We start from the raw sequence: 23,425 nt of genomic DNA on the forward strand, positions 1-23,425 counted from the left end.
AGAATTACACCATGGGCATTTTCAAGAAACTGGACGACCATTCGGATTTGATGGGCAAGATGTCGGGCAAGGTCGGGGTCGACTGGTCCGAGAAACTGGCCGAGCATCCCGAACTGGCGCAGAAATACCGCAGCGCGGTAATGACCTGCACCCAATGTCAGAGCGTGGGGGAATGCAAGGGCTGGCAGGCCACGCATGACAGCGCCGACGCCGCGCCGGACTATTGCCTGAACAAGGATCTGCTGGCGCAGCTGGCGTCCGACTGATCCGGGCTGATCCGGGTCTCACACCTTGAAAAACATGTCTCCTCCGGTCCATCATCGCTGACGGAGGGGGCATGATTTATTTTCTCAAACGGTTGCGCCTGCGGGTGATCTGGAGCTGGGCTGGCGCCCGGCTTGCATGGAAAGAGGAACACTCTTTCCGCACATGGGTCTGGGCCAATCTTGTATCTGCCACGCTGGCCTTGTGGCTACCGCTCGAGACCGGCGAACGCGCGCTGATCCTTGCGCTTGGGGTGCTGGTATTGGCCGCCGAACTGGTCAACACCGCCATCGAACGCGCCGTAGACTATATTTCCGAAGATCATCATCCCCTTGCGGGACAAGCCAAAGACGCTGGCAGCGCCGCGGTCGCCCTGACCGCCATCGCCGCCGGCGTGGCATGGCTGGTGGTGCTGTGGGGGCTGGTCTGACGCCTAGTCCAGCTTGGCGTGGCTGCCATCGCAGAGCGGCTGGTTTACCGAATGCTTGCACCCGCAAAAGAACGCCTTCTTGGTCGATCCGGCCGTGTATTTCACCGGGTTGAACGCCGTGCCTTTATGCGATCCGTCACAAAACGGCTGTTTCGATGACTGCCCGCATGAACACCAGAAATAGGTTTTCCCTTCCTCGACCTCGACGGGATACGGGGTTTTCTGAACAATTATGGGCGCGTCCGACATGCTGGCTCTCCTCTATGGCTGGCAGTGACAGGAAAGCTGGTGCGTTTGGGGGGCGCGTCAAGCTTTGGTGGTGGGATAAACCTTCCTCTCACTCTCATGGTTGCCCATGCAACAATGACCGCGTCCGAACCACCCCCGTCGAACTAGGTGCGCATTCCCCACAAATCATACTCCCCGGCCTCGTCGACCTCGACCGTGACGATATCCCCGACGGCCAGCCCCTCGGTGCCTTCGTCAATGAAAAGGTTCCCGTCAATCTCGGGGGCGTCGGATTTGGTGCGGCAGGTGGCGATGCCGTCTTCGTCGATGTCGTCGACGATCACGTCCATGACCTGACCAACCTTGGCCTCCAGCTTGGCTTCCGAAATTGCCTGCGCCTTTTCCATGAAGCGCTCCCAGCGGTCCTGCTTGACCTCTTCGGGCACGTGATCGGGCAGGGCGTTTGAGCGCGCACCGTCGACGTTTTCGTATTTGAAACAGCCGACACGGTCCAGTTGTGCGGCGTCCATCCAGTCCAGCAGATGCTGGAACTCGGCCTCGGTCTCGCCGGGATATCCGACAATAAAGGTCGAGCGCAGCGTGATATCGGGACAGGTCGCGCGCCAGTTGGCGATCTCGTCCAGCGTCTTGGCCCCAGCGGCGGGGCGGGCCATGCGCCGCAGCACATCGGGGTGGGAATGCTGGAACGGGATATCCAGATAGGGCAGCAGTGCATTGTCCGGATCGGCCATCAGCGGAATAAGATCGCGGACATGCGGATAAGGGTAGACATAATGCAGCCGCACCCACAGGTCCTTGGGGTCGGCCAACCGCCCCAGTTCCCGCGACAGATCAAGGATGTGGCTGCGCACCTCTTCGCCCTTCCAGGGATGGGTGTCATATTTCCGGTCCAGCCCATAGGCCGAGGTGTCCTGCGAAATCACCAACAGTTCGCGCACACCGTTTTCGACCAGTTTCTCGGCCTCGCGCAGGATGGCGTGCACCGGACGGCTGGCCAGCTTGCCGCGCATGTCGGGGATGATGCAGAACTTGCACTTGTGATTGCAACCTTCTGAAATCTTGAGATAACTGAAGTGGCGCGGAGTGAGGCTGACGCCCGTCGCAGGCAAGAGATCCACAAAAGGGTCGGGATCGGGCGGCACCACGCCATGCACCGCGTCCAGCACCTGTTCATATTGATGCGGGCCGGTCACGGCCAGAACCTTGGGATGGGTGCCGGTAATATATTCCGGCTCGGCCCCCAGACAGCCCGTCACGATCACCTTGCCGTTTTCCTGGATGGCCTCGCCGATCGCTTCCAGGCTTTCGGCCTTGGCACTGTCGAGGAAGCCGCAGGTATTCACGATCACCGCATCCGCACCCGAATAGTCGGGCGAGATGCCATAGCCCTCGGCGCGCAGACGGGTCAGGATACGCTCACTGTCGACCAACGCCTTGGGACAGCCAAGCGAGACCATACCGATGGTCGGCTGGCCGGGACGGGTGGTTTCCTGTGCCACACGGGCATTGGCGAGGTCGGGGCGAAGCTCTGGCGGATTGCTGGTCATGCGGGGGATATAGGGGATTGGGCGGCGTTTGGGAATTGTGGAAATGCGCGATTGGGCTAGGGTTGGAGCAAGGCATTTTGCATGACGAGAGACTTATGGCCGAGTTGAAACCTGCGAACGAGAACCCTTGGTATGTGTTGGCGACTCTATATGGCGAGCAGACGGGGGATGGAATTGATTGGGAATTACACGAAAAGAACCGTCGGGCTTGGAATGCCTGGGCGGGAAAGGATCTCGCCGACACAGGTAAACTTTTCGAAGCGACCAATGTTTGTAGCGTGAGCCAAGCAGAGTTGACGGCGTGGCGGACACTAGCGGATGAGGTTAAATGCCTGCACCAAGAACAGATGGTGAAGCGCAATGACCAAAGCTTTGTTTATGAAGGTTTGCCGTCTCCGAGGAAAAGTTTTGATTTCAGCGATCTGATCTTTGGACTTCCTGTCATTTGCAACGATTTCGCGTTTCCGACCGACGTCACTTTTCAAAATGCAAATTTCAAAGCAGATGGACAGTTTAAGTTGGTAAGTTTTTTTGCTCAAAGCAGTTTTCAGGGCGCGAAATTTAATTCAAATGCATTCTTTCGCGAAGCGGATTTTGCATTTGGCATCGATTTTCGTGAGGTGGAGATTGCCAGAATTACAAACTTCTATTCAGCGTCGTTTGGAGCACCAAACTATTTTGGTGGAGCACAATTTAAAGGTCTGGCAAACTTCGTTTCGGCATTCTTTCAAGATATCGTCTATTTTCGTGACGCGCATTTTTACGAAGTTGCCAACTTTCAGCTGGCGCGGTTTGGTGGGTTAACCAACTTTGTTAATACCAAATTTGATGACACAGGGGACTCAAGGATTGACCGAACATCTTTCCGAGATTGTCAGTTCGACAAGCCCACCAGTTTTCGCGAGGCAGTATTTCTGAAAAATTACCCCGACCTTTCCGGGGCAGTTCTGCATGACAACACGACATTCACGGCCAAAGAAGGTTATTGGCCTGACAAAGCGCAACGCCCGTATAAAGATCGCGATGAAGAGCAGATATGGGCCGAGGCGTCAAAAGACTCTTGCGCCACCATCCGTCACGCGATCGCCAAACAGGGCCTGCCAGAAGACGAGCATTTCTTTTTCCGGCGCGAAATGCAGTTTGCCGGTCAGATCGGGTCCTGGTTGCAGCGTCTGCCATATCGCGCCTTTGGTTTGGTCTCGGACTATGGGCACTCGATTGAACGGCCTGCGAAATCTTTGGTCACGACCGTTGTGATGCCTTCGGGGGTCTTTGCCGCAAAGCTCGGGACGGCGGGGCATGGCGCGGGGCTGCTGGATTTCTTTCGCGAGATCTGGGCAGGGCTTGGTCTAAGCTTTGCCAACACTTTCAAATTCTTCGGTTTGCAACGCCTTCACTTTGGCAAGTTTTTTCAAGAGGCCGGCCCATGGCTTCATTTTCTGGCGGGGACCCAGACCGTGTTGGGCTTTGTCTTTCTCTTCTTCCTCGGCCTCGGCTTGCGTCAACGGTTCCGCCTTCGCTGATCTTCCCCGTTGCAGACGCTCTGAGGCACGCCTAGGCTCACCCGAAAGAGCAGTTGTTGAGGTGCCCATGCGTTTGATCCGTGTTCTGTTAATGGTGGTCGTGGCTTTGGTCATTGGCCTTGTGGTGCTGGTGGCCGTGTTGCCGGGCGAGAAGATTGCCAAGCTCGCCGCCGATCAGGTCAAGGCGCAGACGGGGCGAGAACTGACGTTTGAGGGTGGCGTCAGCATCAGCTGGTTTCCGGTGCTGGGGGTCTCGACCGGGCCGGTGACGCTGGCCAATGCCGACTGGTCCGATCGGGGGCCGATGTTCCGGGCGGACAGCGTGGATATCGGGGTCGACCTGATGGCGCTGATCGGGGGTGAACTCCGCATCAAGCGGGTTCAGGCGGTCAGGCCGGATGTGCTGCTTGAGGTGACTGAAGGCGGATTGGCGAACTGGGCCCTGATGCCGGCGGGCGCCGCTCCGTCCGAAGGCGCGGACGCAGGCGAGACCGCACAAGGCGCGACCTTTTTCCTTGAAAAGCTGAACATTACCGATTCCCGCCTCCGCTATGTCGAAGAGGGGCGGGTGGTTTTCGAGACCGCGCAGGCCGATATCCGCCTGGACTGGCCCGCGCCCGAGGCCCCGGCCGAGGTTGCGCTGGTGTTGCGACCGGCGGGGCAGGACCTGCGCGTTGATGCGGTGCTGGCAGATTTGCCGGGGCTGCTGGCGGGTGCGGTGACGCCGGTCACGGCTGATCTGGCGGCCGCCGGCGCAAAGATTGCCTTTGACGGGCGTGCGGCTCTGGATCCGCAGGCGGCGGGGCAAATAAAGGCGACGGTGCCCGATCCCGATGCGTTGATGGCTGCGCTGGGGCAGGCGCCGACCGGTCAGGCGGGGCCGTTGGGGCTGAGCGGTAAGATGACCCTGACCAGCACGGGACAGTTTTCTTTGCGTGACGGGCAGGTAAGTGCGCTTGGCAATGCCTTCAAGGTGCAGGCCGATGTGGTCCAGACCGGCGACCGTCCCAAGATCACGGCCCAGATCGTGGCAGAACAGCTGGACCTGTCGTCGTTCACCCAAGGTGATGGCGACGCAGCGCAGCATGGGGGCGGGGCCACGGCGGGCTGGTCCACCGCACCGATCGACGCCTCGGGGCTGGCCGCGTTTGACGGAACAATCGCCTTTGCCGCGCAGGGTATCGACCTTGGCAACCTGACACTGGGCGCGTCGCGTATGACAATTGCCGTGGACCGTTCCCGCGCGGTGTTTACGTTGAACGAGGTCAACGCCTATGACGGGATGATCACCGGTGAATTTGTCGCCAACAACCGCAACGGGCTGTCGGTCGGGGGCAAGATGACCGCGCGCGAGGTGGGCATGAAGGGGCTGTTGACCGATGCCATGGCGCTTAGCCGGTTCACGGGCGCGGCCAATGTCTCGGTGTCGTTTCTCGGTGTCGGGCAATCGGTGCAGGCGATCATGACCTCGCTCAAAGGCGATGGCGCGGTCGAGGTCGGGCGGGGCACGATCTCGGGGATTGATCTGGACCGTATCCTGCGGGGCGGCATCGCCGGCGGCGGAACCACCGTGTTCGACAGCCTGGGCGGCACGTTCCAGATTGAAAATGGGGTTCTGGCGAATGACGACCTGGTGCTGGACCTGCCCAGCATCGAGGCGCGCGGGGAAGGCACGGTGGACCTTGGGCAGCGCCGGATCGACTATCTGTTCACGCCGCAGATCAAGCGCGCGGACAATCAGGGGCTGGCGGTGCCGGTGCGTATCAAAGGGTCTTGGGATGATCCCAAGATCCGGCCCCAGTTGGACAAGGCACTGGGGGTCGACGTCGAGGCCGAGAAAGAGCGCCTGAAGGACGAGGCCGAGGCCCGCGCCTTGCAAGAGGTGAACGACCGTCTGGGGGTTCAGCCCGAAGAGGGGCAATCGGCCGAAGATGCCCTGAAAGACAAGCTGGAGGAAAAGGCCAAGAACGAGCTTTTGCGGCTTTTAGGGGGCGATTGATGTGCGTTGATCCGATGCGCCGATGATGGCGGGCGCGCGCACGCCGCCCCGTCTGGCAACCCTGATCCTGTTGACCGCAGTCTCGGTTCTGACCCTGAACATGTTCCTGCCTTCGCTGCAGAACATGGCTCTGGAATTCGACGTGGATTACGCGCTGGTCAGCCTGTCGGTCGGCGGATACCTCGTTGTGACGGCAGTGTTGCAATTGATCCTCGGGCCGCTTTCTGATCGCTTCGGGCGCAGGCCGGTCCTGTTGGCGGGGCTTGCGGTGTTTGCGGTGGCCTCGCTTGGCTGTCTGCTGGCCGGGAATATCTGGGTGTTCCTCGGGTTTCGCCTGCTACAATCGGCGGTGATTGCGGGCGCGGCCTTGTCGCGCGCAGTGGTGCGCGACATGGTGCCCGCCCAAGAGGCGGCGGCGATGCTGGGCCATATCGGCATGGTGATGGCACTGGCCCCCATGCTGGGCCCCAGTTTTGGCGGGCTACTGGACCAACTCTTTGGGTGGCGTGCGTCTTTCGTGGTATTCACCCTCTTGGGGATCGGCCTGTTTGTCCTGACATGGACCGATCTGGGTGAAACCAACAAAACCCCGTCCGCCACGTTCGGGGCCCAGTTCCGCACCTATCCCGAACTGATCCGCTCGCGCCGGTTCTGGGGCTATTCCCTGTGTTCGGCCTTTTCGGTAGGGGCGTTTTATTCGTTTCTGGGCGGTGCGGCGCTGGTGGCCGGGATCGAGTTCGATCTTTCACCGGCTGAGGTTGGCATTGGGATCGGGTCGATCACCGGCGGTTTTGCCGTGGGCAACTTCATCTCGGGCCGGATTGCCAAACGGCATAGCCTGGCCATGCTGATGATCTTTGGACGCATCTCGGCCTGCGCGGGGCTGGTTGTGGGCCTTTTGCTGGTGCTGAATGATGTCGTGACGGTCTGGACCTATTTCGGCTGCGTGGTGTTCGTGGGGCTGGGCAACGGATTGACCCTGCCAGCGGCGGCGGCGGGATCCATGTCGGTGCGCCCCGAACTGGCCGGCAGCGCCTCAGGCCTGTCGGGGGCGCTGATGGTGGCGGGCGGGGCGGTGCTGACATCGCTGACCAGCGCGCTCATCTCGCCGGAAAACGGCGCTTGGCTGTTGCTGGCGATCATGCTGGCCTCGGCGGCGGCGGGGCTATGGGCCGCGCTTTACGTGCATCGCATTGACCTGCGCGAAGGCGTCCCGGCTTGACAGGGGCGGTGCCAGATGCGAGGGGAATGCCATGACACGGACATGCCTCATCACCACAGTCTATTATGCCCTGACCACATAAGTGGCGGGGTCTTTATCATGTTCAACCGCCGCGACGCCGGAGGTTGAACGATAAGAGGCATCTCATCCCACCGGCAGCGCGGCCCTTGTAAGAAAGGGAACCTGTCCATGGAGGTTCAACACAGACAAACGACACTTGGCCTGATTGGGTTCGGGGCCTTCGGGCGGCTTGTGGCCTCGGCCTTTGCCGCACATTTCGACATTCGGGTCTGCGACCCTGCGCGGGCCGAGGCGCGGCTGGACGATGGCCGCCTGCTGGCGCTTGGGTCCATGCAAGAAGCGGCCTCTTGCGATGTGGTGGTTCTGGCAGTGCCGGTGGCCCGCATGCGCCACCTTTGCGAGGTGATTGCCCCAATGCTGCGCCCCGGTGCGCTGGTTCTGGATGTGGGGTCGGTCAAGCTGGCGCCGGTCGCGGCCATGCAAGAGCTGTTGCCGGACCATGTCGGGATCGTGGGCACGCATCCTTTGTTCGGGCCTCAAAGCGCTGCCCAGGGGCTGGCCGGGCACAAGATCGTGCTGTGCCCCGTGCGTGGCACGGCGCATCGCCGTGTGGCCGCGTTTTGCCGCTGGCTTGGCCTTGAGGTGATCATCGAAACCCCCGAAGCACATGACCGCGATATGGCGATGGTGCAGGGCATGACCCACCTGATCGCCAAAGTGCTGGCCGAGATGGGGCCGCTGCCGGACCGCATGACCACGGCAAGTTTCGACCTGCTGCGCCGTGCCGTCGGGATGGTAGAAAACGACCCGCCGACGGTGCTGCACGCGATCGAGGCGGCCAACCCGTTTGCGGCCGATCTGCGCGAGGCATTTTTCGACCGCGCCGCAGATGTCAGGGCGCGGTTCGAGACATAGCGCAGGGCGGGCGGGGGCAAGGCGAGGGGCGCTGCCCCTCTTGGCCCCGATGGGGCCAATTCACCCCGAGGTATTTTACCCAAGAAAAAATCAGGGGCGCTCGGGGTGGGCGGTATCAGCGTTTGCGGTCGCGGCGCGACGACATCGGCTGGAAGGCGACGCCGACATGGGCCTCGCAATAGGGTTTGCCCTGTTGCACGGGCAGGCCGCAGAACCAGAAATCCTCGGTCGCGGGGTCGCCCACGGGCCATTTGCAGGTGCGTTCGGTCAGTTCCATCAGCGACAGTTTCTTGGCCGATTTTTCAACCTCGTTCACCTTGGCCAGCGCCTCGGGGCTGATCTCGTTGGCCGAAGGCTGCGGCGGCAGGGGTTGTCCGGCGGGAATGATCGCCTTGCGCGCAGGGGTGGTGGCGGGCTGGCGGGCGACCGCGGGTTCGGTCTTCGGCTCGGGCTTGGCCTCGGGGGCCGGCGCGGGCTTGGGCGCCGGTTTCGGCTTGGCCGCGGCCTTGGGTTTCGGATCTGCCTTGGGTTTGGCGTCGGCCTTGGTCGTGTTGCGGTTCGACAGGCCGAGGCGGTGCACCTTGCCGATCACGGCGTTGCGGGTCACACCCCCCAGTTCCTTGGCGATCTGGCTGGCCGACTGGCCCTCGCCCCACATTTTTTTCAGAAGTTCTACGCGCTCGTCAGTCCACGACATTCGGCATTTCCTATAGATAAAAGCGATCCTTGCGGGATCGCCTCTCATTTCATGGTCAGGGGCCTATTCTAATCACCCCTGTCCGAGTTACAAGGCCGAGAATCAGCGAATGGGAGCCTTGAACAGATGAATCAGCCGGAAATGGGGGTGCGCCGCTTTGGTCGGGTCAACTGGCTTGGGCTGTATACGCTGGCCAAGCGCGAGATCCTGCGCTTTGTCGTGGTCTGGACGCAGACTCTTTTGGCGCCGCTGGTAACGGCGGGATTGTTCCTGATGATCTTTACCATTGCCATCGGGCCGGGGCGGGGCGACGTGATGGGCGTGCCTTTCACGCATTTCCTGGCACCGGGCATCCTGATGATGACGGTGATCCAGAACAGCTTTGCCAACACCTCGTCCTCGCTTGTGATCTCGAAGGTGCAGGGCAATATCGTTGATACGCTGATGCCGCCCCTGTCCCCGCTCGAGATTGTACTGGGCTATCTTGCGGGTGGCATGGCGCGGGGCGTTTTCGTGGCCTGTGCGATCACGGCGGGGCTCGTGCTGTTCCTGGGGTTGGGGGTGGCGCATCCGGGCATTCTTTTTGCCTTCACCCTTCTGGGCGGCGCGTTCCTTGGGGCGGTGGGTATTATTGCTGGCATCTTTGCCAATAAGTTCGACCAGATGGCGGCAATCACGAATTTCATTGTGACGCCGCTCGCCTTCCTGTCGGGCACGTTCTATTCAGTCACCGCCCTGCCGCCGGTGCTCGAGGCGGTGTCACGGGCCAATCCGGTGTTCTATCTGATCGACGGCGCGCGCTATGGCTTTATCGGCGTCTCGGACAGCGCGCCGCAAACCGGCATTCTGGTGGTGGGCTTGACCACGCTTGTTCTTGTCTGGCTGGCCTGGACGATGATCCGCACCGGATACCGGCTCAAAAGCTGACAGTACTGCCGCACCTTCCGGCTTTTTCTTGGGTTATATACCTTTGCCGCGCATCGCGCGGCCCGGCCGAACGGGGCGGGAGACCCCGATCACCCTACTCGTGACGCCATTTTTCCCGCCATTCGGGCATCTCGCCTTTGAGTTTCAGGAACAGGCTTTCCTCGTCATCATTGCGGAAAAACGGCACGTCGGCGGGTGGAGACCGGTCGTGCAGGCGCGCTTCGACCTCGGCCAGAACGACCTCGGTGATGAAGGGCAGGTCGAATTCCCGCGCCTTCTTCATCGGAATCCATTGAAGATGCGAAAGCTCGTCACAGGCATGACTGAAATCGTCGATGTCGCTGGCGATTTCGGCCGCGTCCAGCAGGAAGAACCGCGCATCAAAGCGGCGCGGGCGACCGGGTGGGGTGATGGCGCGAAAGACGAATTGCAAGGGGTGCGCCGCTGGCAGATGGCCGGTATCGGCAAAGGTGGTCCAGTCGGGGGGCGGGGTCATGTCCCATGTGCCGGGCTGGCCAAGGATCAGGCCGGTTTCTTCCCAAAGTTCGCGGATCGCCGCCACCCCCAGAGGGTGCACCAGCGCGGGGTCAGCATGTTCGTTCAGACGTTCGCGGCACAGGGCGGGCATTTGCGTTGCCAGCGGGATCTCGGCATCCGCCGCATCTACGGCTCCGCCGGGAAAGACAAACTTGTTCGGCATGAAAGCCGCCTTGGCGCCGCGTTGTCCCATCAGGATATGCGGATCCGTCTCGCGGTCGCGTAACACGATCACGGTGGCCGCATTGCGGATGGCTGTCTTGTCTATGCTCATTGTCCCTCCGTCGCGCGGGGGTCAGGTGTTGCCTAGTGCAAACCCGTGCAGGCGACGCGCCCATTGGAACGCGATCACGACCCCCTTCAGTCTGGGCAGAAGGTAGAGCGACAGGGCGACCGAGCCAACCGCAAAAATCGTGAACATGATCAGGGGCTCGGGGCGCCACGTCACGAACACGATGTGCAATAGGGGCGCCATCAGGTGCCCGACGATCAAAAGTGTCAGGTAGGCCGGGCCGTCATCCGCCCGCTGGGGGGTAAAATCTTCTCGGCACACGGAACAGGTTTTTCGCACCTGCAAATAGCCTTTCAACAAAGGTCCGCTGCCGCAATTGGGGCATTTGCACCGCCACCCGTGCAACAAAGCCCGGCCTAGCGGGCGATGTACATCCGCTGTCATGGTTTCTGTCATTTTTCCTCGCATCTCCGCCTCTGATGATGCGGAACGAAGGCGCATATTGGAAAGAGGACAGAACCGCGCCGCGTCCCGATGTCGCAAATTAAGGGGTTTCGGCGGGTTTTTGCGTGTCCAGAGCAGGACCGGAAAATTTCTTGCGCGTCTTTTCGACGGAAACCCGTGTGTGGCCCGTTTGGAAGATTGAAAGGCGGTTGAGACCGGCTTTGACAATGACAGGAGACAAGAAATGAAACGTGCAGTCTTTATCACCGGTATCGTGGCCGCAGCCCTTGCAGTGACAGCAGTGGGCGCCTCGGCCAAGGGGCATGGCCACGGGATGAAAGGACATCACGGCCCGGCCATGATGATGAATTTCGACGAGATCGACGCCAACAAAGATGGCAAGATCACCCAGGACGAGATGGATGCCTTTGCCCAGGCGCGGTTCGACAAGGCCGACACCAATGGCGACGGCCTGCTTAGCACGGACGAGATGCAGGCGCAGGTTGAAGAGATGATGAAACAGCGCGCCAAGGACCGCAGCGCCATGATGATGGCCCGCAAGGATGCCAATGGTGACGGGCAACTGAGCTTTGAAGAGATGTCGGCTAAGCGGGATGACAAACGCGCGCGCATGATCGAAAAAATGGATGCTGACAAGGACGGTGCCGTGTCCAAGGAAGAATTCGAGGCGGCCAAGGCCAAGATGGCCGAGCGCCACGGCAAGCACGGCAAAAAAGGCGGTTGTGACAGGGACGCCATGAAGGCCGAAGACTGATCAGGGGGGCGGGTCGGGCGTCCATCGGGATTGTCCGACCCACCCAAACGGGCTAGTGCGGGCGGATCATGCAGATGCCATATGATGCACAGGATGACTTGTCGGACGACGCGTTGCTGGTTCTCTATGCCAACGGCGACCGCGCGGCTGCACGTGTGCTGACGCTGCGTCTGACGCCCCGCCTGTTCGGCCATGCCCTGCGTATGTTGGGGGACCGGGCCGAGGCCGAGGACGTCACGCAAGAGGCGTTGTTGCGGCTGTGGAAGATCGCGCCGGACTGGCGACAGGGCGAGGCCAAGGTGACGACGTGGCTGTATCGCGTCGTGGCGAACCTGTGCACGGACCGGCTGCGCAAGGGGCGGGGCGTCAATCTCGATAGCATCCCCGAGCCCGAAGATGACAGTAGCGGACCCGCCGAGGCGCTGCAGGACAAGGCGCGGGTCGATGCGCTGCAAGAGGCGCTCAATGGGTTGCCCGCGCGGCAGCGACAGGCGGTGGTGCTGCGTCATATCGAGGGGATGAGCAATCCCGAGATCGGCGAGATCATGGAAATCGGTGTCGAGGCGGTCGAAAGCCTCACGGCACGTGGGAAACGGGCGCTGGCCAAGGCCCTGTCGGGGCGGCGCGCAGAATTGGGGTATCGTGATGACTGATACGGAACGGAACAACCGGATGCTGGACGATTTGTTCGGGGCGGCCACCACGGACCCGAAGGCGACGCCGTCACCTGAGCTGTTGGCGCGTGTGCTGGAGGACGCCGAAGCCCTGCAGCCGCAGCCCGAGTTGTTGCCGACGCGTCCCCGCGTGGCGCAGGCGGGGCTGTGGCAACGGCTGGCGCAGACACTGGGCGGCTGGCGGCCTATGGCGGGGCTCGCCACGACGGCGGCGGTCGGGCTGTTGATCGGGTTCACGCTTGTGCAGGTGGTCGGGGCACAGGATGTCACCACACTGGTCGCGGGCGATACGTCCTATTATCTGGCCTATCTGGATGAGGCCTACTTCAACCTGACGGAAGGTGAATGAGATGTCGGACAAGAGCGGGGCAGAAAAGCGCAAGGGGCGTGGCCGGCGGATTTTGCTGATCCTGTCGCTGGGGCTGAACATTCTTGTGCTGTGCGTGGTGGTCGGCGCCTTTATCGGTTTTCACCGGCATGGCGGCGACCGGCATCATGCCGCGACATACGGGCCGGGTGCGGTCTATATCCGGGCGCTTGAGTTCGACGACAAACGCGCGCTTGGCAAGGAAATCCGCCGGTCTTACCGCGAGGCCGGGGCGGGGCGTGCCGAAGATCATGCTTTGTTGACCCGTCTGGTTGCTGCCGTCCGGGCCGACCCGTTTGATCCCGAGTCCTTGCGCGCGGTGCGTCAGGATCTGGACGCCCGTACCGCAGGACGGCGCGCAGCGGCGTTTGAGACATGGCTGGCCTTCGTTGCAGAAATGCCGCCGGAAGAGCGCAGCGCCTATGCCGACCGGATGCAGGCGATTATGGACAAAGGCCCCGAACGGGACAAGAACTGATCACGGCAGGCGGGTGCTGTCCGCGCCTTGCCGTTCGTACTTAGTAAACGGATTCCGTTTTTGTTTCTGATCTGATTCACTACCGCACGAAGCAGGCGGGCGTTTCTCATGGCAAAGAACCTTTATTGGCTCAATGATGATGAGTGGGCGGCGATCCAGCCGCATCTACCCACTGGGTGTCGCGGCGCGCGCCGGGTGGATGACCGGCGGGTGATCTCCGGCATTCTTCACATGCTCAGGACCGGTGCGCATTGGCGGGATTGTCCAGTCGACTATGGCCGCTACACGACGATCTACAATCGCTTCAACCGGTGGCCCAAACAAGGTGTCTGTGAAGATATTTTTACGTCTTATCCGGGTCTTATGGTGTGACTGGCACGACCAGCGCGGACAGATCATCGATCAATGCACACCGCTCGGCTTCGAGCGAAAAAGGGGGGAGTTCGCCCAAGCCGCCGGCAGATCACGCGGCGGACGGGCGACCAAGATTCACGCCCTGACCGATGAGATCGGCCGTCCGGTCGCGCTTGGTCTGACGCCAGGCCAGGCGCGTGAATTGACCGGTGCGGCCGAGCTGCTGACACGCATTCCAACCCCGCGCCAACTGCTCGCGGACCGGGCCTATGACGCGCGACGGTTACACGATTGGTTGGCGGAGCGTGGCTGCGAGGCTGTCATCCCTTCGAACCCAACCTGCAAGCATCCCCATTCCTGCGATAAGACCGGGTATGGCGGGCGCAATGTGGTCGAGCGGATGTTTGCCACCTCAAGGATTTCCGCAGAATAGCAATATGTTACGACGGGCGCGACGATATCTTTTTGTCGGCAGTCTTCCTCGCCGCCGCTTTCGTATGGCGGACCAATTGAGTCCCGGCCCTAGTTCAGGCCGCTGGCCGCGCGTGAGGCGGACTGTCGGAATGTCACCTGATCGCGCCCCGTTTCCTTGGCGCCATAAAGCGCACGGTCCGCCGCTTTGAGCAACAGGTCGGCTGCGTCGACCTCGACATCCTCCAGAAGGTGGCGCGGCAGGTCGCTGACCATGCCAAGCCCAATACTGAGCGTGACCGACACCTGCCTGTCCTGACCCTTTAGCGGCAGGGGGTCACGCCGGATGACATCGCACAGGGTTTCGGCGGTGCGCCGCGCCTCGGAGGTGGCCACACCGGGCAGGGCGATCAGGAATTCCTCGCCCCCGATCCGCGCCAGAAGGTCATGCGGGCGCAGCACCGTGCGCATCCGGTGTGCGACCTGTTTCAGCACCTCGTCTCCGCCCGCATGGCCGTAGCGGTCATTGACCTGTTTGAAATGGTCCAGATCGGCCACCATCACCGCCATGTCGCGCTGGTCGCGGCCTGCCCGCGCCAACATCCTGCGCAACTGGGGCAGGGCATAGCGACGGTTGAAAAGCCCGGTCAGCGGGTCCGTGACCGCCGCCTCCAGTCCGTCGCGCACTGACCGGTCCAGCCGGTCGCGCAGGCGTTTCTGCTGGATAATTGCGGCAAGGCGCAGCGCCATTTCCTCGGGGTCGAACCCGTGGGTCATGACGGCGCTGGCCCCAAGGTCGAACGCGTCGACCGTAGACTGGTCGCAAGGGCGCTCTATGACCACGAGCACGGCACAATGGCGGCTGGCGCTGCGGGCGCGGATTTCGGCCAGCAGGCGCAGGCCCTCTTCGGGGTGGCGCGGATCAACCCCGATGACAAAGGCATCCGGCGCAGCACCCCGATGGGCGCGCCGCAGGGCCTGTGCGGGCGATGTCATGCATAAGGCATAGGGCACCAGAGGTTTCAGCAGGGTCCGCCAGCGCAGCCCGAGCGCGGGATCCTGCGTGGCAATGACAAGGGTCGCCTGCCGGTCGAACTGAGCGGCGGCGGCCTCGGAAAACCCCAGCGCCCGTGTTGTGCGGGCGCGCAGGCGCATGTCCTCGGCAGCCTCGCGCACCCGAAGAATGGCACGCAGGCGGGCAAAAAATTCAGGGTCGGAGACCGGTTTTTCCAGAATATCCTCGGCCCCCGCAGAGAGCGCGGAAATGCGCAGGCCGCGGGTCATCTCCGAGGTCAGCAGCACCACAGGGATCGGCAGACTGGGCCGGATGCGCACCAGCGTGCGGCACTGTTCGATGCCCCCGCCATCGGTGCTGTTCTCGGCGCTGACAAGGATCAGGTCGGGCGGATCGCGGCGGATCTGGGTGATGGCGTCATTCAGAGTGGCTGCCTGCGAGACATGATAGAAGGCACTGGACAGCTTGACCTTGAGCACGATCCGGTTGGTCGGCACGTTGTCGAGGATCAAGATCTTTCCGGGCATGGCGTTCACGGCGCTTGCAAATAGGTTGACTCAATTTGTATGCGCATTGGTTAAGAAAAGATTTCGAAAGTGGTGAAAAATGTCGCTATCGCAAGATGCCGCCGAAACGCTCGCCCTCAAGGCGCTGGCCTGGCTTGTCAATCACGACGAGTTGATGCCGGTTTTCATGGGTGCTACGGGTGCCTCGGCCGACGACCTCAAGGCGCGCGCGGGCGAGCCGGAATTTCTGGCCTCTGTCCTTGGCTTCCTGACCATGGATGATGCCTGGGTGGTGGCCTTTTGCGATACGGTGGGTGAAGACTACACCGCGCCGATGGTCGCGCAGCAGGTGTTGAACGGCGAGGCTGGACGCCACTGGACCTGAATTGGAGGCGCGTGCCCCTTGTGCCTGACCGGGCAAACCGGCACTGTGCCGGTGACGAGGCTCTGGGATCAGGACAATCACCATGCGCATAGACGGGTTGCTGTTCGACAAGGACGGAACACTTTTTGATTTCGGGGCGACCTGGAACGCTTGGGCGGCGGACATGATCCGGGCGCAGGCGGGCGGAGATGCGGCGCTGGCCGCAGCCATTGCCCGCGAGATGGACTATGACCTCGACCGGGGCACGTTTCTGCCGCACAGCATCATCATTGCCGGTACCAACCGCGACGCCGCAGAAGCGGTGGCACGGGCGTTGCCCGGGGCGGATGTGGCCGCACTGGAAGTTCAGCTGATGCGGGCGGCGTCTGAGGCGCCGCTGGTGCCAGCGGTGCCACTGGCGCCCTATCTGGATGACCTTGCTGGGCGCGGGCTGCGTTTGGGCGTGATGACCAATGACACCGAATATGCCGCGCGGGCGCATCTCGACAATGCGGGCGTGGTGGAAAAATTCGATTTCATCGCCGGGTTCGACAGCGGGTTCGGGGCCAAGCCCAGCCCGAAACCCCTGCTGGCCTTTGCCGACCGAATGCAACTGGATCCGGCGCGCGTGGCCATGGTGGGCGACAGTACGCATGACCTTGTGGCGGGGCGCGCGGCGGGGATGCAGACCATTGCCGTGCTGACTGGCATGGCCACGGCCGAGGATCTCGCGCCGCACGCGGATGTGGTGTTTGACCATATCGGGCTTATTTCCGACTGGGTTGCCGCGCTCTGACAGCAGGTCGGGTTGGGGGCGCTGCCCCCGCCGGTCTGATCCCTTTGGGACCAGACCGACTCCCCCGAGGTATTTTCCCCAAGAAAAAAGACTGGTGCGCGCCATTGGGGGCGCCGTTTTTGTTTTTGAACTGCGGAGAGCCCGTGTGTTGGCTGTGGGATGCCCAAAAGCGACCGGGTTTGTCGCATAGTGTCAATTCATCGCTCCGGCGCTGGTGTTTGTTGGGATCACAGGACCGTAGAGGAGATCGGCATGAGCGAGACTGGTGGACGCAGGCGGCGCGGTGGCGGGCGCGCGGGTAATTCGGCGCGGCGCAGCAGTGCCGGCGTGATCGAGCAGATGCCGTGGCGGTTGCCCGTCAATCTGGACAGGCCGACTGAACCCCTGAGCGAAGAGGGCGTGGCGGCCGTGCATGACGGCGCGATGCGGATCCTCGAAGAGATCGGGATCGAATTCTACAACGACGAAGCGCGCAACATCCTGAAGGAGGCTGGCTGCACCGTGGACGGCGACAATGTGCGCATGGGCCGCGATTTCGTCATGGAAATGGTCGGCAAGGCCCCGTCAAGCTGGACCCTGACCCCACGCAACCCGGACCGCCAACTGGTGATGGGCGAGAACCACATCCTGTTCGGCAATGTCTCGTCGCCGCCGAATTACTGGGACATGGAGATCGGGCGCAAGGTGCCCGGCACGCGCGAGATGTGTGCAAACCTGTTCAAGTTAAGCCAGTATTTCAACTGTATCCATTTTGTCGGCGGCTATCCGGTGGAACCGCAGGATATCCACGCCAGCATCCGCCATCTGGACGTGCTTTATGATAAACTGACCCTGACTGACAAGGTGGCGCATACCTATAGCCTTGGCAAGGAACGGGTCGAGGACGTGATGGAGATGGTGCGTATTTCGGGCGGCTGGACGGACGAAGAGTTCGAAGCCAGCCCGAAAATGTATACCAACATCAACTCAACCTCGCCGCTCAAGCATGACGAGCCGATGATGGATGGCTGGATGCGCCTTGCGCGGCGCAATCAGGGGTTGGTGGTCACGCCATTCACGCTGGCGGGCGCGATGGCGCCGGTGACAATGGCGGGCGCGGTGGCGCAATCTCTGGCCGAGGCGCTGTGCGCGGTGGCACTGGCCCAGTATATCCGCCCCGGTGCGGCCTGTGCGATCGGCACGTTCACATCGAACGTGGATATGAAATCCGGTGCGCCCGCCTTTGGCACGCCCGAATATATGCGTGCCACCCAGATGACCGGCCAGATGGCGCGGTTCTATGGTTTGCCGATGCGCGCCAGCGGGGTCTGTGCGGCCAACGTGCCCGACGGGCAGGCGATGTGGGAGACCTCGAACAGTCTCTGGTCTGCGGTGCAGGCCGGTGCGAACATGGTTTACCACGCGGCGGGATGGCTGGAAGGGGGGCTGATTGCCAGCCCCGAGAAATTCGTCATGGATTGCGAGGTGATCCAGATGATTCAGCGCTACATGGAACCGGTCATCACCGAGACCGGCCCCGACGAGATTGCACTGGACGCCATCAAGGATGTGGGCAATGCGGGCCATTTCTTTGGCATCCAGCACACGCAGGACCGCTATACAACCGCCTTTTATCAACCCTTCGTGTCGGACTGGCGCAACTACGAAGCCTGGGAGGCCGCGGGAAGTGTCTGGACGCCGGAACGCGCGCATCATCTTTATAAAGAGATCATTGCCAGTTTTGAAGCGCCCCCCATGGATGAGGCGATCCGCGAAGAATTGGCTGATTTCGTCGCGCGGCGCAAAGCCGAAGGGGGCGCACCCACCGATTTCTAGGGTGGGATAAACGCCGCCGTGCCAACAACAGGGCCATGCAGGGGCACTTCAGGCGCAGTTCCCCCTGTAATCCCGGAGGCTTTCTGCCTACATTCCCAAAAGGCGCGGCGCAGGGTTGTGTGATCCGACCCCGCGCCGCGCCCCTTGGGGAAGGCGGGGAATGCAATGAAAGCCGAAGACACACAAGTGACAAGCGGCCGCGCGGTGATGGCGGTTGTGGGCGGGATGACCGGACTGGCGATCTGGGCCATGTTCGATGTGTTGCCCGACCTGTTGACCAATCCGCATCTTCTGGTGGCTGTTCTGGCGGCGGGCTGCGGGTTCGCGGCAGTGATGATGGCCATTCTCGGGCCGCTCCACTTGGGCCGTGCGGCCATGGGCGCAGCGCTTCTGGCGGGGCCGGCGGCACTGATGCTCGGCTGGGCCAGCCTGCGCTTTGACACGCCGGACAAGCTCTGGGAAGATAGTCTTCTGATACAGGCCTGGGCGATCTATCTGTTTCTCGGCACGCCTTTTGTGGCGGCCTGGATCCGGCGCCATGCCGATTGGCGCAATTACGAAAAGCTGTTCGATTATGCCTGGGCGATTGTCGTGCGTTATACGGCGGCGTGGATGTTCGTGGGGGCGTTCTGGCTGCTGCTGTTCCTGTCCGATGCGCTTTTGTCGATCGTGGGCATTACGGTGATTGAACAGCTTCTGGACTATACCCCTGTGCCTTACGTGCTCACGGGGGCGGTTCTGGGGCTGGCCCTTATGGTCGGCTACGAGATGCGCGATTACCTGTCGCCGTTCATGGTGTTGCACCTGTTGCGCCTCTTGGTGCCGGGGATGCTGATCGTGGTCGTGGTGTTTGTCGCGGCCCTGCCGTTTCAGGACCCGACCACGCTATTCGGGGGGCTGTCCCCGGCGGGCACACTCCTGGCGGTGGTGGCCGGGGCCGTGTCGCTGATCAGTGTGGCAATTGACAAGACCGATGACGAAGCGGTGCGCAACAGGGCGATGCGCCTTGCCACCGAGGGGCTGGCGATCCTGTTGCCCATTCTGGCCGGTCTGATTGTCTATGCCGTCTGGCTGCGCGTGACGCAGCACGGCTGGACGCCCACGCGGCTTGCAGCGGCGGTGCTGGCAGTGTTCGCCGTATCCTATAGCCTGTTTTACGCAGCCGCGGTGTTGCGTCGCAAGAACTGGATGGCGCGCATTCGCAAGGCGAATGTGGTGATCGCGCTGGCGATGATGGCAGCGGCGCTATTGTGGCTGTCGCCGGTTCTTAATGCGCAGAAATTGTCGACCGACAGCCAAGTCGCGCGGTATCTTGACGGCGGGGTGTCGGTCGAGGACGTGCCGGTCTGGGAAATGGTGCATGACTGGGGCCGGGCGGGTTCGGCGGGCGCGGCCCAATTGCGCGCGCTCGAGGGCGAGGCCCACGGCGAACTGCGCGAGGCGATCGGGTTCGCGACCTCGACCGGGCAACGCTATATCTTTGAACGCAAGAGCGAGGACGTGCTACGCGGCGATCACGTGGCGCGACTGGTCGCCCAGATCACTCTTGTGTCAGAGGGCACGACCCTGACCCATGAGATGCTGTCGAACCTGCCGGATTTCCGCCTGCAGGACTGGTTGGTTTCATGCGGGCGCGCGACTGATCCGGGTTGCATTCTGGTGCTGGAAGACTTTGATCCGACATCCGAGGGGTTGGAAGGCATGATATTCCTGCCCAGCTATGACGAGGGGTACGAGGCGATCAGCGTGGCGATGCGGTTTGGCCAACTCGAGCCGGGCGCGCATCTGCGCGATCCGGCCACGGGGGCGGTGCGGCGCCTGTCGCGTGCGCAGGTGCAGCGCGTGGTGGACGGAGATTTCGAACTGGCCCCCAGCCGGCGCCGGGCGCTGTGGATCGGAGACCTCGAACTACTTCCTTAAAATTGAAATTATTGGGAAATTCTTAAACTGCCCGCGCGCATAGTCGGTCCATCAATCAATGGAACGATACAATGCATGGTCTGATGAACAGGGCGATCCAGTCTTTTGTGCGCGATACCTATGGGCGGGACAGATGGGTCGAGGTCACCCGATTGGCCGGTCTCGATTTCATCAATTTCGAGGCGATGCTGCAGTATGACGACGCGCTGACCGATGCGGTGCTGGATGCCTGTGCACAGGTGCTCGGGGTGCCGCGCGAAACCATTCTCGAAGATATCGGGACTTATCTTGTCTCGCACCCCAATGTCGAGGCGCTCCGGCGGCTGTTGCGCTTTGGGGGGGAAACCTTTGTAGAATTTCTGCATTCGCTGGATGAATTGCCGGACCGGGCGCGGCTGGCTGTCGAGGATCTCAGGTTGCCGGGGATGGAGTTGCGAGAACACAGCCTCAACCGGTTCAGCCTTGTCTGTCGCGGGTCCCAGCCGGGGTTCGGGCATGTGATGATGGGAGTTTTGCGCGCGCTGGCCGATGATTACGGGGCGCTGGTGTTTCTGGAATGCCGTGATCAGCCGTCGGATCAGCCGTTTGAAACGGTGGATATCACCCTGTTCGAAAGCGCCTTTGCCGAGGGGCGCAGTTTCGATCTGGGGGCCGTCGCGGGCTAGGCCATGTCGCACCCCCACGAGCTATACGAACTTCTGGACCTGTTCTGTCCGATGCATGTCGTGCTGGACCACGAGGGCAGGGTCCTGCACGCGGGGGACACGCTGCGCAAATTGCTGCCGGGCACCGCGCTTGTCGGGTACAGTTTCTTTGACCAGTTTGAAATCCTGCGCCCGCGCGCCTTTACCAGTATGACGGCGCTCAGGGCCGAGGCGGGCAAACGCCTGCGCCTGCGCAAACAAGGCACGCCGCGCACGATCCTCAAAGGGGTTTTGTACAGCTTTGAAAACGGGCGGATATCGGTCATCAACCTGTCGTTCGGGTTCTCGGTGTTGGATGCGGTGCGTGACTATGCCCTGACCAGCGCTGATTTCGCCGCGACCGACCTGACCATTGAGATGTTGTATCTGGTCGAGGCCAAATCTGCCGCGATGGAGGCCTCGCGCAAGCTGAACCTGCGCCTTCAGGGGGCTAAGATCGCGGCCGAGGAGCAGGCCTTTACCGACACGCTGACGGGCCTCAAGAACCGTCGGGCGCTGGACACGATCCTGGCGCGGTGGTTGCAAGCGGGGCGTGCACTGACCCTTGTTCAGATGGACCTCGACTTTTTCAAATCGGTGAATGACCGGCTGGGCCACGCGGCGGGGGATCATGTCTTGCAGACTGTCGCGCGCATCCTTGTCGAGGAAACCCGCGACGAAGACTGCGTGGCGCGCGTTGGCGGAGATGAATTTGTCCTTTTGCTGGCCGGGCGCATGGCGCCTGAGAAGATGGCCAGCTTTGCCGCACGCCTCATTTCCCGCATCGAGGCGCCGATCCCCTTCAAGGGCGAGGCCTGTCGCATTTCAACATCCCTCGGGTTCACGCGTTCTTCCGTCGCCGATGATCCCAGCGCCGAAGACCTGTTGGAACAGGCCGATGCGGCGCTCTACGCGGCCAAGCGGCAGGGGCGGGCACAGCACAAGGTCTATGCACCCAAAATGTCGCTGGTCCTGCCTCAGGAAAACAAGCCGTCAGGAGGCCCCGCGCCGCCGCTTCCACCCTAGCGTAGCGCCGCTTTCATGGCCTTGGTTGGGAAACAGGTGGCTGCGTTGCTGCGGCTTTCCTGCCAGCGCCCGATCGAGCGGCGCGTCTTGAACCCGGGCAAACCATCCGCGCCCCCTACATCATGGCCTTTCCGTTCCAAAGCCCGCTGCATCCGGGCCACGTCTGACCGGTACAGCCCCCCGACCGGATCCCAACCGCGCGAGAAATTGCCCATATTATACTGGATCCGGTCCCCGACATGGCCGACGAACAGGGCGTAAAGGTCGCTCTTGTTGTATTCCTTCAGGACATAGAAATTCTGGGTGACGATAAAGGCTGGTCCGCCACGTCCCGCCGGCATCAAGAGGAACCCCTGCTTGTTGCGTTCGGCCTTCGGGAAGGGTTTGCCAGAAACCCGGGTTACGCCCATTGCCGCCCATTGCGAGATGCGGCGGCCCTGATCGGGCCCTTCCAGCGTACAGGACACCGCCGCAGGCACCATGACCTCGAACCCCCAGTCGCGCCCGCGTTCCCAGCCGTGCCGCGTAAGGTAATTGCCAATTGATGCGATGGTATCCGCCTCTGAATTCCAGATATCGGCGCGTCCGTCGCCATCGCCATCCACAGCAAAGGCCAGCACGTTGGACGGCATGAATTGCGGCTGGCCCAGTGCTCCGGCCCAGCTGCTTTTCAACCGGCCCGGCGGGCCCATGCGGCGCTGGGACATTTGCAGCGCGGCCAGCGTCTGTTCGGTGAAATAGGGTGCGCGCGTGCTCATGAACGCCTTGGTGCCCAGCACCTCGAACGCATCATGCGGGATCTTCGCACGACCATAGCCGCTCTCGCGACCCCAGATGCCCAGAATGATCCGCCCCGGCACGCCGGTCTTGCGTTCTGTACGCGCCAGCGCCTTGGCGTGACGGCGGGCCATGTCCTTGCCGATGCGGGTCGCCCCCTGGATCGCGCCTGCCGAGAAATACTTGGCGGGCGATCCGAACTCCGCCTGACGTTGCTGGCGCTCGACTCCGCCTGAACTGCCGGGCGGCACCAGATCAGGCAGCTTCCAGTTCAGGGACACCTCGTCAAAGGCTGCGTTGAAAGTCTGGCGCGAGACACCGGCAGCCCGCGCCGCAGGCCACAAATCCTGCTCCAGCCACTGGCGAAATTGTTTTTCTACTGCGGCCTTGGATTGGGCCAGGGCGGGCGGGGCAGTCAACAGGCAGAGCAATAGCAACAATCGCAGCATGGAAGGGC

24 protein-coding genes and 1 pseudogene are annotated in these 23,425 nt (G+C 62.0%); 18 read left to right on the forward strand and 7 right to left on the reverse strand.

All coding sequences use genetic code 11. The features are described from left to right. The first annotated feature begins 11 nt into the window (after positions 1 to 11). Positions 12 to 266 carry a DUF6455 family protein gene (locus tag WNE31_RS16390; protein WP_349981033.1) on the forward strand — a complete coding sequence of 85 codons (255 nt, stop codon included), beginning with the start codon at positions 12 to 14 and terminating at the stop codon, positions 264 to 266. A gap of 71 nt (positions 267 to 337) precedes the next feature. Beyond that, the gene (locus WNE31_RS16395) at positions 338 to 694 is read left to right on the forward strand and encodes a diacylglycerol kinase (RefSeq protein WP_349981034.1); all 357 of its coding nucleotides are present in this window, start codon (positions 338 to 340) and stop codon (positions 692 to 694) included. Positions 695 to 697: 3 nt separating this feature from the next. On the opposite strand, the gene WNE31_RS16400 is transcribed toward WNE31_RS16395, so the two are convergent. Together WNE31_RS16400 and rimO are read right to left on the reverse strand one after the other, a co-directional pair. Continuing rightward, on the reverse strand, positions 698 to 943 hold the full coding sequence (locus WNE31_RS16400; RefSeq protein ID WP_349981035.1) for a CDGSH iron-sulfur domain-containing protein: 246 nt from the start codon (positions 941 to 943) through the stop codon (positions 698 to 700). Positions 944 to 1,086: 143 nt separating this feature from the next. Next, a complete protein-coding gene (gene rimO, locus WNE31_RS16405) occupies positions 1,087 to 2,490 on the reverse strand; it encodes a 30S ribosomal protein S12 methylthiotransferase RimO (RefSeq protein ID WP_349981036.1) in 1,404 nt (467 codons plus the stop codon). A 95-nt stretch (positions 2,491 to 2,585) separates the two neighbouring features. On the opposite strand from rimO, the gene WNE31_RS16410 reads away from it, so the two are divergent. The 4 genes from WNE31_RS16410 (at position 2,586) to WNE31_RS16425 (ending at position 8,170) form a co-directional block, all read left to right on the forward strand. Then, positions 2,586 to 4,013, forward strand: a complete 1,428-nt coding sequence (locus WNE31_RS16410; protein ID WP_349981037.1) for a pentapeptide repeat-containing protein — start codon at positions 2,586 to 2,588, stop codon at positions 4,011 to 4,013. 67 nt (positions 4,014 to 4,080) lie between these two features. Beyond that, positions 4,081 to 6,012 carry an AsmA family protein gene (locus WNE31_RS16415; protein WP_349981038.1) on the forward strand — a complete coding sequence of 644 codons (1,932 nt, stop codon included), beginning with the start codon at positions 4,081 to 4,083 and terminating at the stop codon, positions 6,010 to 6,012. A gap of 22 nt (positions 6,013 to 6,034) precedes the next feature. Beyond that, positions 6,035 to 7,234 carry a multidrug effflux MFS transporter gene (locus WNE31_RS16420; RefSeq protein WP_349981039.1) on the forward strand — a complete coding sequence of 400 codons (1,200 nt, stop codon included), beginning with the start codon at positions 6,035 to 6,037 and terminating at the stop codon, positions 7,232 to 7,234. A 189-nt stretch (positions 7,235 to 7,423) separates the two neighbouring features. Beyond that, positions 7,424 to 8,170: a prephenate dehydrogenase gene (locus WNE31_RS16425; protein WP_349981040.1), complete on the forward strand. Its 747-nt coding sequence runs from the start codon at positions 7,424 to 7,426 to the stop codon at positions 8,168 to 8,170. A 115-nt stretch (positions 8,171 to 8,285) separates the two neighbouring features. Here the strand turns inward: WNE31_RS16425 and WNE31_RS16430 are convergent, their stop codons facing one another. Beyond that, on the reverse strand, positions 8,286 to 8,867 hold the full coding sequence (locus WNE31_RS16430; protein ID WP_349981041.1) for a GcrA family cell cycle regulator: 582 nt from the start codon (positions 8,865 to 8,867) through the stop codon (positions 8,286 to 8,288). Between the two features lie 126 nt (positions 8,868 to 8,993). Here WNE31_RS16430 and WNE31_RS16435 point away from each other — a divergent pair, with 126 nt between their 5' ends. Continuing rightward, on the forward strand, positions 8,994 to 9,794 hold the full coding sequence (locus WNE31_RS16435; RefSeq protein ID WP_349981042.1) for an ABC transporter permease: 801 nt from the start codon (positions 8,994 to 8,996) through the stop codon (positions 9,792 to 9,794). 94 nt (positions 9,795 to 9,888) lie between these two features. Here WNE31_RS16435 and WNE31_RS16440 read toward each other — a convergent pair whose 3' ends face one another. Then, the gene (locus WNE31_RS16440; protein ID WP_349981043.1) at positions 9,889 to 10,605 is read right to left on the reverse strand and encodes an NUDIX hydrolase; all 717 of its coding nucleotides are present in this window, start codon (positions 10,603 to 10,605) and stop codon (positions 9,889 to 9,891) included. A gap of 21 nt (positions 10,606 to 10,626) precedes the next feature. Beyond that, positions 10,627 to 11,007 carry a DUF983 domain-containing protein gene (locus tag WNE31_RS16445; RefSeq protein WP_463407442.1) on the reverse strand — a complete coding sequence of 127 codons (381 nt, stop codon included), beginning with the start codon at positions 11,005 to 11,007 and terminating at the stop codon, positions 10,627 to 10,629. Between the two features lie 244 nt (positions 11,008 to 11,251). On the opposite strand from WNE31_RS16445, the gene WNE31_RS16450 reads away from it, so the two are divergent. The 5 genes and pseudogenes from WNE31_RS16450 (at position 11,252) to WNE31_RS16470 (ending at position 14,168) form a co-directional block, all read left to right on the forward strand. Continuing rightward, positions 11,252 to 11,782, forward strand: coding sequence for an EF-hand domain-containing protein (locus WNE31_RS16450; protein WP_349981045.1), 531 nt, complete (start codon positions 11,252 to 11,254; stop codon positions 11,780 to 11,782). A gap of 68 nt (positions 11,783 to 11,850) precedes the next feature. Further along, a complete protein-coding gene (locus WNE31_RS16455; RefSeq protein ID WP_349981046.1) occupies positions 11,851 to 12,435 on the forward strand; it encodes an RNA polymerase sigma factor in 585 nt (194 codons plus the stop codon). Continuing rightward, on the forward strand, positions 12,428 to 12,805 hold the full coding sequence (locus tag WNE31_RS16460; RefSeq protein WP_349981047.1) for a hypothetical protein: 378 nt from the start codon (positions 12,428 to 12,430) through the stop codon (positions 12,803 to 12,805). The genes WNE31_RS16455 and WNE31_RS16460 overlap by 8 nt, the downstream gene beginning before the upstream one ends. Position 12,806: 1 nt before the next feature. Beyond that, complete coding sequence (locus WNE31_RS16465; protein ID WP_349981048.1) at positions 12,807 to 13,301, forward strand: periplasmic heavy metal sensor; 495 nt, start codon at positions 12,807 to 12,809, stop codon at positions 13,299 to 13,301. 108 nt (positions 13,302 to 13,409) lie between these two features. Then, positions 13,410 to 14,168 (forward strand): annotated as a pseudogene (locus WNE31_RS16470) (IS5 family transposase). 9 nt (positions 14,169 to 14,177) lie between these two features. Here the strand turns inward: WNE31_RS16470 and WNE31_RS16475 are convergent. Further along, positions 14,178 to 15,608: a diguanylate cyclase domain-containing protein gene (locus WNE31_RS16475; protein WP_349981049.1), complete on the reverse strand. Its 1,431-nt coding sequence runs from the start codon at positions 15,606 to 15,608 to the stop codon at positions 14,178 to 14,180. Between the two features lie 79 nt (positions 15,609 to 15,687). Here WNE31_RS16475 and WNE31_RS16480 point away from each other — a divergent pair, with 79 nt between their 5' ends. The 6 genes from WNE31_RS16480 to WNE31_RS16505 all read left to right on the forward strand — a co-directional run bounded on the left by WNE31_RS16480 (position 15,688) and on the right by WNE31_RS16505 (position 22,191). Next, a complete protein-coding gene (locus WNE31_RS16480) occupies positions 15,688 to 15,972 on the forward strand; it encodes a DUF3572 domain-containing protein (RefSeq protein ID WP_349981050.1) in 285 nt (94 codons plus the stop codon). 82 nt (positions 15,973 to 16,054) lie between these two features. Next, positions 16,055 to 16,747 carry an HAD family hydrolase gene (locus WNE31_RS16485; RefSeq protein ID WP_349981051.1) on the forward strand — a complete coding sequence of 231 codons (693 nt, stop codon included), beginning with the start codon at positions 16,055 to 16,057 and terminating at the stop codon, positions 16,745 to 16,747. 252 nt (positions 16,748 to 16,999) lie between these two features. Further along, positions 17,000 to 18,562 (forward strand): trimethylamine methyltransferase family protein, encoded by a 1,563-nt coding sequence (locus WNE31_RS16490; protein ID WP_349981052.1) that lies wholly within the window; start codon positions 17,000 to 17,002, stop codon positions 18,560 to 18,562. A gap of 165 nt (positions 18,563 to 18,727) precedes the next feature. Further along, a complete protein-coding gene (locus WNE31_RS16495) occupies positions 18,728 to 20,482 on the forward strand; it encodes a hypothetical protein (protein WP_349981053.1) in 1,755 nt (584 codons plus the stop codon). A 71-nt stretch (positions 20,483 to 20,553) separates the two neighbouring features. Then, positions 20,554 to 21,147 carry a heme NO-binding domain-containing protein gene (locus WNE31_RS16500; RefSeq protein ID WP_349981054.1) on the forward strand — a complete coding sequence of 198 codons (594 nt, stop codon included), beginning with the start codon at positions 20,554 to 20,556 and terminating at the stop codon, positions 21,145 to 21,147. A gap of 3 nt (positions 21,148 to 21,150) precedes the next feature. Next, positions 21,151 to 22,191, forward strand: a complete 1,041-nt coding sequence (locus WNE31_RS16505) for a diguanylate cyclase (protein ID WP_349981055.1) — start codon at positions 21,151 to 21,153, stop codon at positions 22,189 to 22,191. On the opposite strand, the gene WNE31_RS16510 is transcribed toward WNE31_RS16505, so the two are convergent. After that, positions 22,188 to 23,417: a lytic murein transglycosylase gene (locus WNE31_RS16510; protein WP_349981056.1), complete on the reverse strand. Its 1,230-nt coding sequence runs from the start codon at positions 23,415 to 23,417 to the stop codon at positions 22,188 to 22,190. The two genes, WNE31_RS16505 and WNE31_RS16510, sit on opposite strands and share 4 nt — an antisense overlap. Positions 23,418 to 23,425: the final 8 nt, after the last annotated feature.

This window comes from Shimia fortis (assembly GCF_040225985.1).
GTDB lineage: Bacteria > Pseudomonadota > Alphaproteobacteria > Rhodobacterales > Rhodobacteraceae > Shimia.